Source organism: Flavobacterium cupriresistens (assembly GCF_020911925.1).
In the GTDB taxonomy this organism is placed as follows: Bacteria; Bacteroidota; Bacteroidia; order Flavobacteriales; family Flavobacteriaceae; genus Flavobacterium; species Flavobacterium cupriresistens.
In genome coordinates this window covers 703,322-720,217 of sequence record NZ_CP087134.1, presented here as the reverse complement: position 1 = coordinate 720,217, position 16,896 = coordinate 703,322, and the positions used below count along the sequence as shown (strand labels likewise).

Below are 16,896 nucleotides of genomic sequence, written 5' to 3'. Positions count from 1 at the left end.
ATTAATAGTGCTTTAAAAATGCTATTTTTGTCATACAAAAACTAAGCTTATGCAAAGTCCGTCTTTCTCCATTTATGATGCTTCTGCAGGTTCGGGAAAGACCTATACTTTGGTTAAGGAATACCTGAAGATTATCCTTTCCTCGCCAAAAAACGATGCCTATCGAAATATTTTGGCCATAACTTTTACCAACAAGGCGGTTCATGAAATGAAAAGCCGTATTGTAGGCAGTTTATCTGAGTTTACAAAAGAAATCCCTTCCGATAAAGCATCCGATTTAATGGAGGATTTGTCGAGAGAAACAGGGCTTTCGATCATCAGAATCAAAACAAAATCTCAAAATATTATCAAGCACCTGATTCATAATTATGCGGCTTTTGATATTTCTACTATTGATAAATTTACACATAAGGTAATTCGTGCTTTTGCACACGATTTGAATTTACCGATGACTTTTGAGGTTACTCTGGATACTGAAAATTTACTGGTAGAAGCTGTCGATGCCATTATTGCTCAGGCTGGACAGGACGAAACACTTACCAAATTACTTATTGATTTTACGATGGAAAAGACCGACGACGATAAGAGTTGGGATGTTTCGCGTGAAATTTTGGAAACCGGTAGGTTGGTTCTGAATGAAAATAACCGAAATGAAATTTTGCATTTTCAGGATAAGTCCATTGAGGAGTTTATCGCCATAAAAAAGAAAATGTCGGCTTTGTGTGCCGATCTGGAAAAAGAGAATGCGGAGTTTGCCGCCGAATTACTCGTTTTAATTGATAAAAACGGAATTGACTTGAAATCTTTTTCAAGAGGGACTTTTCCAAATCATCTCGAAAGTATTAAGGATGGGAAATTTAATCCAAAGAATAAAACCTTTCATGAGTTTGAGGATATTGCCATCAATAAAACGGCGAAAGACAAAGCAATAATCGAAAATCTTATTCCGGAATTGCTTCAAACGCTGGTTAAAATCTATAAAAACTTCGAGAAAAGAGATTTCTACAAAGCTTTTCTTAAAAATATTACGCCTTTATCATTACTGAATACCGTTAGTAATGAATTAGCCAAAATTCAATCCGAACAAAATATATTATCTATTTCTGAATTTAATGCGATTATTTATCGGGAGATTCAGAATCAACCGGCGCCCTTTATTTATGAGCGTCTGGGAGAACGGTACCGTCATTTTTTTATTGACGAATTCCAGGATACTTCAGAAATGCAATGGCAAAACTTGATTCCTTTAATTGATAATGCGCTTGCAGGTCAGGACGATTTGGGGAATAAGGGTACTTTGATGATTGTTGGAGATCCCAAACAATCCATTTATCGCTGGAGAGGTGGTAAAGCCGAGCAATTTATCGAATTGAGTAAAGGAGAAAATCCATTTAGCAATAAAGATCAAAAACTGGAGCATTTAGATACCAATTACCGCAGTTATAGTGAGGTAATTGATTTTAATAATGCTTTTTTTAAGTTGATTTCTGCTGAATTTTCGAACGAGGATTATAAAGATTTGTATGAGAATCATAGTTTTCAAAACGCAAATTCCAAAAAAGGAGGGTATGTCAATATCTCTTTTCTTCCTGTTGTTGAAAAAAGTGATTTTGCAGATGAAGAAGAAGTGGTCGAAAAATCAGATTTGTATGTTTTGGCTACTTTAAATACAATTCAGAATGTAGTTCGGGAAGGTTTTGAGTATAAAGACATTGTGATTCTGACCCGTAAAAGGGGGCAGGGAATTGCGATTGCTAATTATTTGACAGAACAAAATATTCCGCTATTGTCTTCAGAAACACTGATGATTCAAAATGCAACAGAAGTGCGTTTAATAATTCATCTGTTGAAATACTTAAATAATAGCGCTGATTTAGAAGCAAAAGCTAATTTTCTGCATTTTTTAACGGGTACTTTAGAAACCGAAATACCGGTTCATGATTTTATTGCCCAGGGAATGAGTAAGAAATTTGAAAGTGATTTTGAAAACTGGCTTCTGACATTTGATGTCTCACTATCTTTCGAGAATATCAGAAAAAAATCCTTGTATGAGGCAGTTGAAATTATCATTTCAAAATTCGTTCTTCCAACCGAAGGGAATGCCTATGTACAGTTTTTTCTCGATATTGTTTTAGAACGTGATATTAGAAATCAGGCCGGAATAGCAGACTTTCTTAGTTTTTGGGAGAAAAATGGAGAGAAATTCAGTATCCCGTCTCCCGAAGGAAATAATGCCGTTCGGATTATGACCATTCATAAATCAAAAGGATTGGAATTTCCGGTAGTTATCATGCCGTTTGCGGAAGAAGACTATAACAGAAAGCCAAAAGACAAGCTTTGGTTAGATGCTGAAGAGGAAAATTTGGGTGTTCCAAAAGCGCTAATTGACAATAGTAGTGCCGTTGAAGGATTTGGTGAAAGTGCTTCGGCTGTTTTTAATTTGAAAAAACAAGAAGAATTACTTGACAACATCAACGTTTTGTATGTGGCATTAACACGTGCCGAAGAGCAGCTTTATGTTATTTCGCAGTCATTAAAAGAAAGAAAAGATGGTGAATACCCAAGTAACATGGCTTCGTTTTTTATAAAATATCTGATTCACAAAGGGATTTACGATCCGGAAAAATTAGAATATGATTTTGGAAATAAGAAGAAACTTTCGCCTTTATCAAAAAGGGCAGATTTAGTTCGAACGATTCCAATGATTTCTGAGGTTTTAGATCCGAAGAATATAAAAATTGCGCAACGAGAAGCGCTCATGTGGGGTACGCACCAACAAGAAGCAATCTCCTATGGAAATGTAGTCCATGAAATCTTAGCTTTTGTTAAGGATAAATCAGATATTGATCTGGCAGTTGTAAAAGCAATGGAGAATGGTCTGGTAACTTTTGATCAGTCTGAAAAAGTATTGTTGACGCTTCAGGAAATTGTAAATCATCCTGAGTTGACCATATACTTTGATGGGAAAGATAAGATTTTGAATGAGCAAACAATTGTTCAGAAGGAGGGTAAGATTTTAAAACCGGACCGTGTGGTGCTGACAAAGAGCAAAGAAGCTTATCTTTTAGATTATAAAACGGGGGCTGTTAATGCGAAATACACCAGGCAAATTCAGGAATATCAAGATGCAATCGAGGATTTGGGATATAAAGTGTTAAAAAAAGCACTGGTGTATATAGGAACAGCTGTCGATGTGGTAAATTTGTGATAAAATTAATCAGTTGTTAATAGCTTAATTAGGGTTAAGTTGTTAATTTTTAACATATTAAATAAATAAAAATGTACGGAAAAATAAAAGAACATTTGCAAAGTGAGTTGCAAACTATTGAAGAAAATGGAATTTTTAAGAAAGAACGTATAATTACTTCAGCTCAGGATGCTGAAATTACAATTTCAACAGGTGAAAAAGTTTTGAATTTTTGTGCCAACAATTATTTAGGCCTTTCTTCGCATCCAGAAGTGGTGCAAGCGGCTAAAGACGCTATGGATACACATGGTTTCGGAATGTCGTCTGTTCGTTTTATATGTGGTACGCAGGATATTCATAAAACATTGGAGAAAAAGATTGCTGATTTTTATGGTACAGAAGATACTATTTTGTATGCAGCGGCTTTTGATGCAAACGGAGGTGTTTTTGAGCCGTTGTTGGGAGAAAATGATGCAATTATTTCAGATAGTTTAAACCATGCTTCTATTATAGATGGTGTTCGTTTGTGTAAAGCGGCCCGTTATCGCTATGAAAATAGTAACATGGAAGATTTAGAACAACAATTGATTAAGGCTAATGAAGCCGGAGCTCGTTTTAAACTAATTGTTACTGACGGTGTATTCTCTATGGATGGTCTTGTGGCGCCATTGGATAAAATCTGTGACTTGGCAGACAAATACGATGCTATGGTTATGGTTGACGAATGTCATGCAGCAGGATTTATCGGAGCAACCGGTAAAGGTACTCTTGAGGCAAAAGGAGTTATGGGAAGAGTTGATATTATAACCGGAACCCTTGGTAAAGCATTAGGTGGAGCAATGGGAGGTTATACTACCGCTAAAAAAGAAATTATTGAATTGCTTCGTCAACGATCAAGACCTTATTTGTTTTCAAATTCACTTGCACCGGCTATTGTTGGGGCTTCTATTAAGGTTTTTGAGTTATTAGAAAAAGATACTTCACTAAGAGATAAGTTAGAGTGGAATACAAATTATTTTAAAGAGGGTATGAAAAATGCCGGATTTGATATTATAGATGGGGATTCAGCGATCGTACCGGTAATGTTGTACGATGCTAAATTGTCACAGACTATGGCTAATGAACTTTTGAAAGAAGGGATTTATGTAATCGGATTCTTCTTTCCTGTTGTACCGAAAGAAAAAGCAAGGATCAGAGTGCAACTTTCGGCAGCCCATACTAAAGAGCACTTGGACAGAGCGATAAAGGCTTTTGAAGTTGTCGGAAAAATGTTAAAAGTTATATAATTACCACATTGGCCGAATTTTTGTAGGTTTTTTTTAACATTTCATTTTGTATTTAAAAAATTTGGTGTTACTTTTGCTTGTAATTAACTAAATTGTAATTAAAAAAAATTAAGTATGAAACATCTTAACAAACTTTTAGTTGCTGTGATGATGGTGATGGGTTTAAGTTCTCACGCGCAAGACAGTAACAATCCATGGGCTATCTCTTTTGGAGTTAATGCCGTTGACACTAGGACTAGTGCTGGTGGAGGTAATGGTTGGATCAACCAACACTTTTCTCAGCCATTCGCTGTAAAAGACAACTGGAATATCCTTCCTTCTTTGTCTTACATCGGAGTGTCTAAATATGTTGGTAGTGGTTTCTCAGTTGGTTTACAAGGTTCTGTAAACAAAATTGACAAATACATTACTTTTAATCCATCTCATCCTAATCATGATTCAAGAGGTATGGTTAATTCCAATCCTGGTGATTTGATGTATTATGGAATTGATGCTACTATTAAATATAGCTTCCAAGAATTAATCAAATCTAAAGTAATTGATCCTTCGTTAACTGTAGGTGGTGGTTATGTTTTCTTAGGAGACAGTAGCTACGGAACTGTTAACCCAGGTGCTGGTGTTACTTTTTGGTTTACTGATGCTATTGGTTTAGAGCTTGCTACTAAATACAAATGGTCAGTTTCTGGAGACAGAGAAGATGCTTCTGGTACTCCAGATGCTCCATCTCACTTCCAACACACTGCTGGTCTTGTTTTCAAATTTGGAGGTAAAGATACTGACGGTGACGGAATCTATGACAAAGACGATGCTTGTCCAGATGTTGCTGGTTTAAAACAATTCAACGGATGTCCTGATACTGACGGAGACGGAATCGTTGACGCTAGTGATGCTTGTCCAGATGTTTTTGGTTTAGCTGCATTAAACGGATGTCCTGATACAGACGGAGACGGAATTGCTGATAAAGATGATGCTTGTCCAGATGTTGCTGGTTTAGCTGCTTTAAAAGGTTGTCCTGATACTGATGGAGACGGAATCGCTGATAAAGATGACAAATGTCCTACAGTTGCTGGTCCAAAAGAAAACGGTGGTTGTCCTTTCTTAGATGCTGACAAAGATGGTGTAGCAGATAAAGATGATGATTGTCCTACAGTTTACGGTCCTGCTAGTAACAGAGGATGTCCAGAAGTAACTACTGAGGCTTTAGAAGATCTTAAAGTTCAAGCTAGAGCGGTATACTTTAACTCAGGAAAAGCTACTTTCAAAACAGGAGACAAAGAAACTCCAGCTAGATTAGACGCAATTAAAGAAATCCTTAAAAACTATCCAAACGCGAAATTCAGCATTGAAGGACACACAGATAGTACAGGTTCTGCTAAAATCAATGACAAACTTTCTCAAGAAAGAGCTGACGCTGTATTAAACGCGTTAGTTGAAAGAGGAGTTAACAAAGAAAACTTAGAATCTAAAGGTTTTGGATCTTCTCAACCAGTTGCAAGTAACAAAACTGCTGCAGGAAAAGCTCAAAACAGAAGAACTGAAATTAAACACATTGGTTCTAAATACCAAGGTAAACTATAATTTACAGTTTAAAATAAATACTAAAAGCCATTCTTAATTGAATGGCTTTTTTTATTTTTATCAAATGATAAATACTTCCTTTCTCGAAAAAATAGCAACCGTTATCATTCAGGATTATTCCCATAAACTGGCAGAGACGACTATTATTTTGCCTAATAAAAGAGCAAAGGTTTTTTTAATTGAAGCCTTAAAAAACGAAACTTCTCATACGATCCTTTCTCCGGATATAATTAGTATTGAGGATTTTGTACAAGATGTTGCCGCTATTCGGTCTGTTGATTCAATCGAATTGCTCTTCGAGTTCTACGAAGTGTATCTTTCTATTACAGAAAAGCAACATCAACAGTCATTCGAATTATTTGCCAACTGGGCAAAAACACTTCTTCAGGATTTTAATGAAATTGATCGTTACCTGTTAGAGCCTTCTCATGTTTTGTCTTATCTGAACGATATTGAAGACATTAAGAAATGGGGGATAGAAGTAGAGAACAAAACCAAACTTTTAGAAAATTATATTGATTTCTGGAAATTACTGCCGTTGTATTACGAGTCTTTGTACAATCATCTGCTCAATAAGAGTATTGGATATCAAGGCTTGATTTACCGCGAAGCAGTCCATAATTTAAATCATTTTTCAAATACAACTGCTGGACGCAGTTTTCTTTTTGCGGGATTCAATGCTTTAAACGCGGCTGAAGAAAAAATCGTGCAACATCTTTTGGCTTTAGATCAAGCCAGAATTTATTGGGATGTAGACCAAGTCTTTCTCAATGATCCTTACCACGATGCCGGACTTTTTGTGCGCCGTTTTAAAGAAAACTGGAAACACTATAAAGCAAATCCTTTTGAGTGGATTGTTGATGATTTTTCTCAATCAAAAAACATTCAGGTTATTGGAACTCCAAAAACAATTGGTCAGGCTAAATTAACGGGAAGCATTATTGAGCGTATAATTGCAGAAAATCCAACAACATCTCTCGATAAGGTAGCTGTTGTTTTAGGCGAAGAGAATTTGTTGATCCCGGTTTTATATGCATTACCATCTTCTGTTGGTGCTTTGAATATTACGATGGGGTATTCGAGTAGAAACAATCCTTCACAAATATTGATCGCAAAATTGTTTAAAATGCATACGAATGCACTTTCCAGAAAAGGAGAGAGTTATGTTTTTTATTATAAAGATGTGCTGGATGTTTTAACGCATCCGCTAGTAGAGCCGTACGCAAGTGCAGGTAATTTGGTTAAGATTATAAAAGAGAACAATTATACTTTTATTACCCATAACAGATTGTTTGAACTGAATCCTAAAGTATCCGATCTTTTTAAATTGCTATTTCAAAAGTGGGAAAACGGATCCATTGCTGTTCTCGAGAATATATCGACACTTTTGCTTGTGATAAAAAAGAATTTCAGCAATGATAATGAAGAGGAGAAGATAGCGAAAGCCTTTGTTTTTGCTATTTTTAAAGTGATCAATAAGTTGATTAGTTATTATGCTAAACACAAACATATTGACAATATTGATACGTTGTATGCGATTTATAAACAGGTAATTGATGTTGCGGAAGTCTCGTTTGAAGGAGAGCCTTTAAGAGGGTTACAAATTATGGGAGTTTTGGAAAGTCGTGTTTTGGATTTTGATACCGTAATTGTAACTTCTATGAACGAAGGTAAATTTCCCGCCGGTAAATCTCAAAATTCATTTATTCCATACGATGTTAAAAAGGAATTGGGATTGCCAACATTTAAAGAAAAGGACGCTATTTATACCTATCACTTTTATCATTTACTGCAAAGGGCTAAAAATATTTACCTGATTTACAACACAGAGAATGATGGTTTAGATGCAGGAGAACGCAGTCGTTTTATTACACAATTGGAAGTAGAAAAACAAGTCAAACACAATCTTACTTTTGATATTTACAATCCGGTTTTGCCTGCGATGGCCAATACACCAATGGTGGTTCCGAAGTCAGAGGCCGTTTTGGAGCGATTAAAAGAGATTGCGGTGAACGGGTTTTCTCCTTCTGCTTTGACGAGTTATATTCGAAATCCGATTGAATTTTACTTTCAAAAAATTCTAAGGATCAGGGAAGTGGAAGAAGTGGAAGAAAATATTGCCTTAAATACACTTGGAACTATTATACATGAGACTTTGAAAGCTTTGTATGATCCTTTTGTAGGGCGATTAATTTCAGAAATTGACATTAAGAATTGCTTTAAATTGTTGGATGAGGAAGTATTAAAACAGTTCAAAGTAGTTTATAAGGAAGGGGAGATTAAGAAAGGACGTAACCTCTTGGCGTTTGAGGTAGCCAAACGGAATGTTTCGAATTTTCTGAAAATGGAATTGGATTTAATTTCAAATGGGGACCAAGTGCAGATCATTGCTTTAGAAAAAACATTTGACCGCCAACTGCAGCATCCCGCCTTGCCATTTCCGGTTTTGATTAAAGGAAATGTAGACAGGATCGAGTTGCGTAACGGAAAAATCAGAATCATTGATTATAAGACAGGAAAAGTGGAAAAAGCCAGTGTGGTGCTGAAATCATGGAATGGACTGACACAAGAGCTTAAAAACGATAAAATCATTCAGGTGTTGGCCTATGCGTTTATGTTTGAAACGGAAGCAAAAGAAATTCCGATCGAAGCAGGAATAATTTCCTTTAAAAACCTGAAGTCGGGTTTTTTACCCTTCGGCTTTAAAGAAGATAAAGAATTGACGACAACTGTTTCAAAAGAAATTCTTGCCAGTTATTTAGAAGAGATTGTTGTGTTGTTGAAAGAGATTTTTGATGTGACTATTCCTTTTGAGGAGAAAATAAACTAGAATTTTGGAAAGATAAAAAGGAATAGAATTCTGTTAAAAGTCTTTAGTCATTTACAAAATTGCAATACAGCTAAGTAGTTTTTCTCTTATAAAAGCGATAAAAGGCTTTTTTAGGATGCAATAGTCTCGAAAACAAGAGTTTTGTAATTGAGTTTTATGAAGTAAAATTCTATAATTTCAAGAATATGTGTTGTTTTACCGAATTTATTTACAGATGTTGTTTTTATAAGAATCAAATTATAAACTATAAACAAAAGTGATTCAGTGGGTTATGATTACTGGAGAAAAAGAATAACTTTGCCGAAATTTTTAAAAGAAATTTTACAAATTATACTTTTTGCCCCCACGAAAAGAAGAAAAAGGCTGTTTCGATATTTCGAAATGGTCTTTTTTTATTTCGTTCTTTTTTAATTGTTAAAGAAAATGTGACAGTACTATTTTTAGTTCTTCTTTATTTTCAATTGGGCTCATATGTCCGTCTTCAAAAGAAACTAATTCTGCGGTGGTGTCTTCAACTTGAGAAATAGTCTCTTCGTAATTTAAAACAGGATCTTTTTTTCCTAAAACCAGCAGAACCGGAAAAAGATTTTTTTGTAAAAGGGCTTCTCTGTCCTTTCTGATTTTCATTCCTTCCAGTGAGGCTATGATTCCTTGTAAAGGTGTTTTTAAAGCATGAAGTTTAGCACGTTCAATTTCTTTAGCGAATTTAGTTCTGTTGTTTTCATTAAACAAATTGGCGATTGCTAAACTTACAAAAGCGATGTAATTTTGTTTTACCGCTTTTATAGCACGGCTTCTGTTTGTTTTCTTTTCCGGGCTGTCTTCTCGGGCAGTTGAATTTATTAATACTAGTTTTTTGATAGCTGCGGGATACAATTCGGCGAAAGCCAAGCCTACATAACCTCCCATAGAATGACCTAGTATCGTAGCTTTTTCAATTTTTAGATGAGCTAAAACTTCCTGAACAACATGTGCATTTTCTTCCATCTCGTGTATATACCCCAAACAATCGGATTGGCCATGCCCTAACAAATCAATTGTAATAACACGATATTGATCTGTAAAAAAAGAAACATAATCTTTCCACATGGTTTTATTTTCAAGAAAGCCGTGAAGGAATACAATTGCGTTTCCTTGTCCGTTATCAGTATAAGATATAGTGGTGTTTTTGTATAGAAGATTTCTCAAGACTCTGAAGATGTGAATGAGGTGCAAAATTAGAGTTTTATCGATGGACTTCAAAAAGTATTGTGTTTCATTTTTGTTAATATGCTTTAATGGCAATAGGGAATATTTTTAGCTTTTTATGTTGGTTTTGGTAGTAAGGAGTAGTTTGTTTTGTAAATTTTAACGCAAAGAAAGATTCTCTTATTTTAAATTAGTCTTAATTATGTTTGAAATTAATTTAATTTATATAATTTTGCGCTCTATTATATTTTATAAGAATGGCAGAATTTAGTGATTTGAACACCAAAATATTATTTGAAACCGAAAAAGGATACAGTTATCAATGTGATTTGACTAATAGCGTAGTCATCAACTTTGTAGATACTGTATCTCATTATAAAATTCAGGATTTTTTGATTTTTCAAAGAAAAGTCAATAACGTTGATATTCTGAACATGCTTTATGATTTGTCTGATCAGTCTGATGCGCAGTTAATAGAAACTACAAAAAGAAATTTCTCCAGAAATCTTACCATTTGCGAAATAGTGCAACTTAGAGAACTATTAAATGGAACCAAATTTACGTTGAACCTGCACTCTATGCTTTGCAGTGTTTTGACAGCTGATCTTGTCTAACGTTTACTTAGAATAAATCCATATTTATTGACGCTTAGTGTTGGTGGTTTTAATTTTTGTAATTTTACACGTATAAAAATTAAAGGTCATGAAAGATTTATTAAGAACAAGTTCTTCCTTAGTTGAAGGAATAGAGAAAATACTAAACTTACAATCAAAAATAGAGAGCGATGCTTCTAATAAATATTTAGCTATGGCAGCATGGTTGGATAGAAATGGTTTTGCGAATACGGCATCACATATGTATAAGCAAGCGGAGGAAGAAAGAGAGCATTTCCTTAAAGTTTTTAAATACATCACTGACATGGGCGGGATCGCAATCACGCCAACTGTTTCTGAAGTTCAACAAGAGTTTGCTTCTTTTAAAAATGTATTTGAAATTGCTTTGCAAAATGAAATTGCAGTTACTCAAGCGGTAAACAAAGTGATTGCAAAATGTAGAGCTGAGAACGATTATGCTACAGAAAACTTTATGATGTGGTATGTTGTAGAGCAAAGAGAAGAAGAGAAAAATGCAAGAAGAGCTTTAGAGCTTTTTGAGTTAATCAATGAAAATGACGCAGCCGGTAAATTTGAATTGGATTTGCAGATTTCAAAAATTGGATAAACTTCAATTTATAAGTTATAAAAAGCCCTTAATGATTTAAAATGTCATTAAGGGCTTTTTGTTTTAAGTGACTAAGAGCGCTATAAATTTATATTGGTTTAATGTTTGTGCGGTCAAGCCTAAAGGCAGTGAAGAATTAAAAATCTCGCAAAGTCGCGAAGTAAAAAAAGGTTAAACGCTCTGATTATCTGCTTTCAATGAAGAAGGTTATTAATTGGAACATTTAAAGGATATCGCGTTTTTTGCAGAACCTTAATTTTTTACAATTCTACCCAATCCTGTCATTTCGAGGTACGAGAAATCACACTCGCAAATCGACAAAGATTGGTGCTTTTCTTTACGGAATATCTTGTGTGATTTCTCGACTTCGCTCGAAATGACAAACTGAGAGTGTACTCTGTAAATTTGACGTTTTTTTAGACAAATTAAATTTTTGCATTCAATTTTTTACTTCCCCACAACTTTAGGGTTTTATTCCTTTTGCGCATACTTTTATTTATTGAAAAATAAGTAAGCCCAAAAGATTCGTTTAATCTTTATGTTGAAGAAAAAGTATTTTTTGAAAACAGAAACGGCTCACATTTCTGAGAGCCGTTTGTAGTTTTTATGATTTTAAAAAGGAATTAATTTCCAGGAAGTACTTTTCTCTGGCATCGAGCCAGCCATAATGTTTGGAATGCTCGAGTAAAATCAATTTCGAATTGGGGAATGTTTTATTTGCAATTTCTCCAATTTCATTGCTGATGATGTCTTCTTTTCCCTGAATGACCAAAACCGGATTTTTGAAATTTTTCAATTTTGCTTTGCAATCAAAATTCATTTTTTGCATGTCAGCCCATAATAATCCGTTTATTGTCGAGTTGCCTTGTGTTAATCTTTCGGCAATGATCGGGGCATATTTCTGGTCATAAACATAAGCGGGAGCCATTGCCCTTCCTCTTCCGATTCTTGCGGTATAGGAAGTGTCTCCTTTTTCGATTTTGTCATTCCAGTAATTCAAAGAATCTTTTTGAGCTTGATTTAATCCGGCTTCAATAAGGTTAGCGCTTTTTAATAAAGTCAGATCCACACCGCCGGACGATGATAAAATTAATTTATCAATGCTGTTTGGGTAGATCGTTGCATAATAAGAAGCTAGCATTCCTCCAAAAGAATGTCCGAGAATGTTCCATTTCTTGATTTTAAGGTGTTTTCTCAGTGATTCAATATCATCGGCCATTAATCGCATTGAAATGGTCGTAGCATCCAATTTTACCAATTTCGATTTTCCGGTTCCCCTTTGATCGTAAATAATCGTTTCCTGATTTTGAGACAAAGTTTTTGCCATAGCTTCAAAACCATTACTGTTCATTCCGGGACCACCGTTAATAATCAAAAGCGGTTCACCTTTTCCGAATGTTTTGTAATACGTTAAACTGGCGTCGTTGTTCTTTGCAAGGCCTTCGGTTTGAGCGAAAGTTTTGCTAAGAAGGAGCAGAAAAGTAAATAGAAAAATCCTTTTCATTTTGCGCTTATGTGTTCATCAGACTTTCGATTTCATCCGCCTCAATTGGAATATTGCGCATTAAGTTGAAAGGTTCTCCTTTTTCTTGAACTACAACATTGTCTTCCAATCTGATTCCGAAACCTTCTGCCGGAATGTAGATTCCCGGTTCAACTGTAAAAACCATATTGGCTTTCATTGGCTCATGAAGCAAACCATAATCGTGTGTGTCCAGTCCCATGTGATGAGAAGTTCCATGCATGAAATATTTTTTATAAGCTGGCCAATCCGGATTTTCGTTTTGAACATCGGCTTTGTCAATCAGACCTAAACCAAGTAATTCAGAAGTCATGACTTTACCAACTTCAATATGATATTGTTTCCAAAGCGTTCCCGGAGTAAGCATTTTGGTTGCCTCATTTTTGACTCTCAAAACAGCATTGTAAACGGCTTTTTGTCTGTCGGTATATTTTCCAGAAACCGGAATTGTACGTGATAAGTCACTTGAATAGTTAGCGTATTCTGCCGCGACATCCAATAAAATCAAGTCACCGGCTTTACATTGTTGGTTGTTTTCGATATAATGCAACACATTTGCATTATTGCCTGAAGCGATAATTGGGGTGTAAGCAAAACCTTTAGAACGATTACGGACAAATTCGTGAATCAATTCGGCTTCGATTTCGTATTCTGTTACATTTGGTTTTACAAACGAAAGCAATCTGCGGAAACCTAATTCTGTAATATCGCAAGCTTGCTGAATCAAATCGATTTCTTCGCTTTCTTTTATCGAACGAATGCGTTGTAAAATCGGATTACTTTTTGCCACCTGATGTGCAGGGTATTTTTCTTTCCACCATTTTACAAAACGAGCTTCACGAGTTTCTGTTTCAACAGCTGCACGATAATGTTCGTTGGTGTTGATGTACATGGTGTCGGCATATGTCATCATTTCGTTCAACACTTTATGAAAATCCTGTAACCAATAAACCGTTCTGATTCCTGAAACCTGATAAGCGCGTTCTTTGGTTAATTTTTCACCTTCCCAAATAGCGATGTGCTCGCTGGTTTCTTTAAGGAAAAGGATTTCTTTTTGGTTTTCGTAAGGAGCATCCGGAAATAAAAGCAAAACACTTTCTTCCTGATCAACACCACTCAGATAAAAAATATCTCTGTGTTGTGCAAAAGGCAGTGTACTATCGGCACTAACAGGGTAAATGTCATTGGAATTAAAAACGGCAACAGAATTAGGTTTCATTTCTGCCGTGAATTTTTTGCGATTTTTTACAAAAAGAGCGCTGTTTATTTGGTGATATTTCATAGTAGTATTGTTTTTTGTACTTCGAATTTCAAAATTACTACTTTTTGAAGAAGCAGCACAAAATTGGTTTATTAAAGTTTTCTTATTCTTTGGATTGATGATAAAGTGAAAGCTTTTTTGATGCAGATTGCAGGTGCTATTAAAACAGAGTGAGTTTTACGATTTTTTTAAATAAACCATATAAGTAATATAAGAGAATATAAGTTTTTTTTAAAGGAACTTACATCACTTATTTGGTTATGAAATTTCCGTTTTTGGGCATTGTGAGAGAAAATTACTGTTTAAAATAGTTTGTCAATTGTGGTGTTTTGTATCTTGGCCCTATAAAACAAATAGAAAATTAGTTAATTTCTGTTTGCTGTAAATTGCTTTAAGAAAGATGAAAGAATTGAATCCGAAAATAAAATATCATTTAATAGTAGGTCTGCTCATAGCCTTATGGATTTTTATTTTCGCCTTTATCATAAAACCTTTTGATGATGGGACTCTAAATTTTCGATTATGGCTTTTAATAAGTTTTGGCTTTAGCTTGTTGGCATTTTTATGTTATGCTGTTCTCGCTGTTCTTCAAAAAATAGTTTACCGGAAATCAGCAAAATGGAACATAGGATTAGAAATAGCAAGTATTATCTTTTTTTATCTGATCTATCTAATAGGTATTTTTGCCTATTATAAAAGTCCAATTTTAAACGGAGGATATGGTTTTACCGCGTTCTTTTCAATAATATTTCTCAAAGTAGCGCTAATTCTAACTCCTGTACTTATCCTTGCCAGAAGATATCTGATTAAACTGATTCCGATCAAAGAAGACATTTTAATTATTAAAGGAGAGAATAAACTGGATATTCTGAAAATCAGAAAGGCTGATTTGGTCTGTATTTCGAATGCCCAAAATTATGTCGAGATTTTTTATATCGAAAATGCTAAGCTTCATTCCAAATTGATTCGTTCTTCACTTAAAAAGGTTCAGGAGGATTTTGCTTTTTTGGTTCAAATCCATCGTTCACATTTAATAAATCCATCACATTTTAAATCCTGGAAGGATCAAAATACGATTGTACTTACTCAAATTGAGCTCCCGGTTTCTAAAAATTATAAAGAAACTTTACGGGCCTTACAATTTCGTACCTAAAACGATGCATTTTGTACCTAAGTCAATGCTGGAGGCATGTTCGGAAGTTTTTCATTTTAGTTTTGTCTCATCAATTTTAAAACTTAATTATGAAAACAAAACACATTTGCCTACTTGGATTGCTATTTTTTCTTATCAGTTATTTTTTCTTTTCTAAGATTTTACCAAATTTTCAAGAACCAATCGATTTTCCGCATTGGTTTAATTTAATTGGAGCCTGTTTGTTGCTCTCGTTTAATGACGTGTTTCCGAAGAACAAAATAAATTCGGTTGCAACAGTTGTGACTACGTTAGGGGTTATTGCTCATGTTGGTCTTTGTACAATAGACTTTATCATGTCAAGTTTCGGGAATAACGAGCTCGCCAAAGAAGCATTAAGTCACCAGATAAGTACAACGCCATCTATTCTTTATCCTTTTGTGATTGTGGGACCATCTTTACTTTTTATTGGATTGGCTATACATGCATTGAATTTTGTTAAAACAAATAGGGTGGGTTCTTTAATGGTGATCCTTGCTGCGCCCGCAATAGGTTTTTCGTTTTTTGTATTAAAAGATGGTGTTTGGATGTTGTTGAGTTGTGTGGTTTTTGTTTTGGGGTTAACATTGCTTCTTTGTAGGAATGATAGTGTAAAAATGAGTTGAAATCTATATATTTGAATTTTTAATGGGCTTTTTAAGCTGCAAATCCATATTGCTAAATTTATGAATAAGATTCTTGTCCTACTTGTTTTGTTTATTTCGTTTAATCTCTCGGCACAAGACAGTATTAAATTTGACAAGAAATTTGTGCAATGCGAGGATAAATGGGTGGCCTTTGAGGCAGATAGTACAGGTGCTTATCCTTACGGTTTTATATACATAGATGCAGATGCGGGATTAACGTTGGATTATGCGGGAACCTTTAAAATTGAGTCCGGTAATAAATTTATTTCGGAAAAAACAGAAGTGAAGAGTTCCATAAAGTATAGATTACAACCCAATAACAATATGGTAGCACTTCTTCCTGAATCAAAGTTTGCTGAGTTAAATATTGAGAAAATTCCAGATTGGCTTAAACATTATAAAGTAGGTGAGGGTTCAGTTGACCGACTTTATAAGTGGGGTTACATGTATAATGGTTGGGGAGAGTGCGAAAAAGCGCTGGACTATCTTGAGAAGGCCAAAGTAATTAATCCTGAGTATAAAGGTCTTCTGGTAGAATTGGCCTTTTCTTATAATTGTCTGAAACAATATCAGAAAGCAGTAGATGTTTTGGAGATTGCTCTAAAGAAAGAGCCGCTTGATGCTTATACGAATAAAGAGTTAGTTTATGCGGAAACTAAAAATGGTAATCTTCAAGAGGCTGAAAATGTATGTCGTAAAGTCTTTAAAGAGTGCAAGGATAAAACTTATAACTCTGAAAATGCCTATAACGTGTTGCAAGCCTACTATTTGAAAAAAGAAATTAAAAACTTCAATAACTGGTTTCAAGAGGTAGAATCGTATTTAATGAATGACCAAAGATTTAAGCCTTTGGTTGAGAAAATGAAAAAGGAATTGGGGCAATAACAACGGTATTCTATAGCTTTAAATTGAAAAAACATCTAAAATATTTCATTTACCTCTTTCTGGTCCTTGCTGTGATTGCGACTGACTGTACTTTAGATTCTCAATCAAAATCTGCGGATT

Annotated in this window: 12 protein-coding genes; 9 read left to right on the top strand and 3 right to left on the bottom strand. The window is 34.7% G+C overall.

Features of this window, described 5'->3' with window-relative positions:
* Positions 1-49: 49 nt before the first annotated feature.
* The 4 genes from LNP23_RS03355 (at position 50) to LNP23_RS03340 (ending at position 8,881) form a co-directional block, all read left to right on the top strand.
* Complete coding sequence (locus LNP23_RS03355) at positions 50-3,208, top strand: UvrD-helicase domain-containing protein (protein WP_230003737.1); 3,159 nt, start codon at positions 50-52, stop codon at positions 3,206-3,208.
* A gap of 71 nt (positions 3,209-3,279) precedes the next feature.
* The gene (kbl, locus tag LNP23_RS03350; protein ID WP_047776731.1) at positions 3,280-4,473 is read left to right on the top strand and encodes a glycine C-acetyltransferase; all 1,194 of its coding nucleotides are present in this window, start codon (positions 3,280-3,282) and stop codon (positions 4,471-4,473) included.
* Between the two features lie 114 nt (positions 4,474-4,587).
* Positions 4,588-6,051, top strand: a complete 1,464-nt coding sequence (locus tag LNP23_RS03345; protein WP_230003735.1) for an OmpA family protein — start codon at positions 4,588-4,590, stop codon at positions 6,049-6,051.
* 64 nt (positions 6,052-6,115) lie between these two features.
* Complete coding sequence (locus LNP23_RS03340) at positions 6,116-8,881, top strand: PD-(D/E)XK nuclease family protein (RefSeq protein ID WP_230003733.1); 2,766 nt, start codon at positions 6,116-6,118, stop codon at positions 8,879-8,881.
* Between the two features lie 414 nt (positions 8,882-9,295).
* Here LNP23_RS03340 and LNP23_RS03335 read toward each other — a convergent pair whose 3' ends face one another.
* Positions 9,296-10,069, bottom strand: a complete 774-nt coding sequence (locus tag LNP23_RS03335) for an alpha/beta fold hydrolase (RefSeq protein WP_230003731.1) — start codon at positions 10,067-10,069, stop codon at positions 9,296-9,298.
* Between the two features lie 257 nt (positions 10,070-10,326).
* On the opposite strand from LNP23_RS03335, the gene LNP23_RS03330 reads away from it, so the two are divergent.
* Complete coding sequence (locus LNP23_RS03330; protein ID WP_047776739.1) at positions 10,327-10,683, top strand: hypothetical protein; 357 nt, start codon at positions 10,327-10,329, stop codon at positions 10,681-10,683.
* Positions 10,684-10,771: 88 nt separating this feature from the next.
* Positions 10,772-11,290, top strand: coding sequence for a ferritin (locus LNP23_RS03325; RefSeq protein ID WP_047776742.1), 519 nt, complete (start codon positions 10,772-10,774; stop codon positions 11,288-11,290).
* Positions 11,291-11,894: 604 nt separating this feature from the next.
* Here LNP23_RS03325 and LNP23_RS03320 read toward each other — a convergent pair.
* Both LNP23_RS03320 and LNP23_RS03315 read right to left on the bottom strand, forming a co-directional pair.
* Complete coding sequence (locus LNP23_RS03320; RefSeq protein WP_230003729.1) at positions 11,895-12,794, bottom strand: alpha/beta fold hydrolase; 900 nt, start codon at positions 12,792-12,794, stop codon at positions 11,895-11,897.
* Positions 12,795-12,801: 7 nt separating this feature from the next.
* Positions 12,802-14,094, bottom strand: a complete 1,293-nt coding sequence (locus LNP23_RS03315; protein ID WP_047776745.1) for an aminopeptidase P family protein — start codon at positions 14,092-14,094, stop codon at positions 12,802-12,804.
* 379 nt (positions 14,095-14,473) lie between these two features.
* Here LNP23_RS03315 and LNP23_RS03310 point away from each other — a divergent pair, with 379 nt between their 5' ends.
* The 3 genes from LNP23_RS03310 to LNP23_RS03300 all read left to right on the top strand — a co-directional run bounded on the left by LNP23_RS03310 (position 14,474) and on the right by LNP23_RS03300 (position 16,776).
* Positions 14,474-15,226, top strand: coding sequence for a LytTR family DNA-binding domain-containing protein (locus LNP23_RS03310; protein ID WP_230003727.1), 753 nt, complete (start codon positions 14,474-14,476; stop codon positions 15,224-15,226).
* 89 nt (positions 15,227-15,315) lie between these two features.
* The gene (locus tag LNP23_RS03305) at positions 15,316-15,870 is read left to right on the top strand and encodes a hypothetical protein (RefSeq protein WP_230003725.1); all 555 of its coding nucleotides are present in this window, start codon (positions 15,316-15,318) and stop codon (positions 15,868-15,870) included.
* Between the two features lie 60 nt (positions 15,871-15,930).
* Complete coding sequence (locus tag LNP23_RS03300; protein ID WP_230003724.1) at positions 15,931-16,776, top strand: tetratricopeptide repeat protein; 846 nt, start codon at positions 15,931-15,933, stop codon at positions 16,774-16,776.
* The last annotated feature ends 120 nt before the right edge of the window (positions 16,777-16,896 follow it).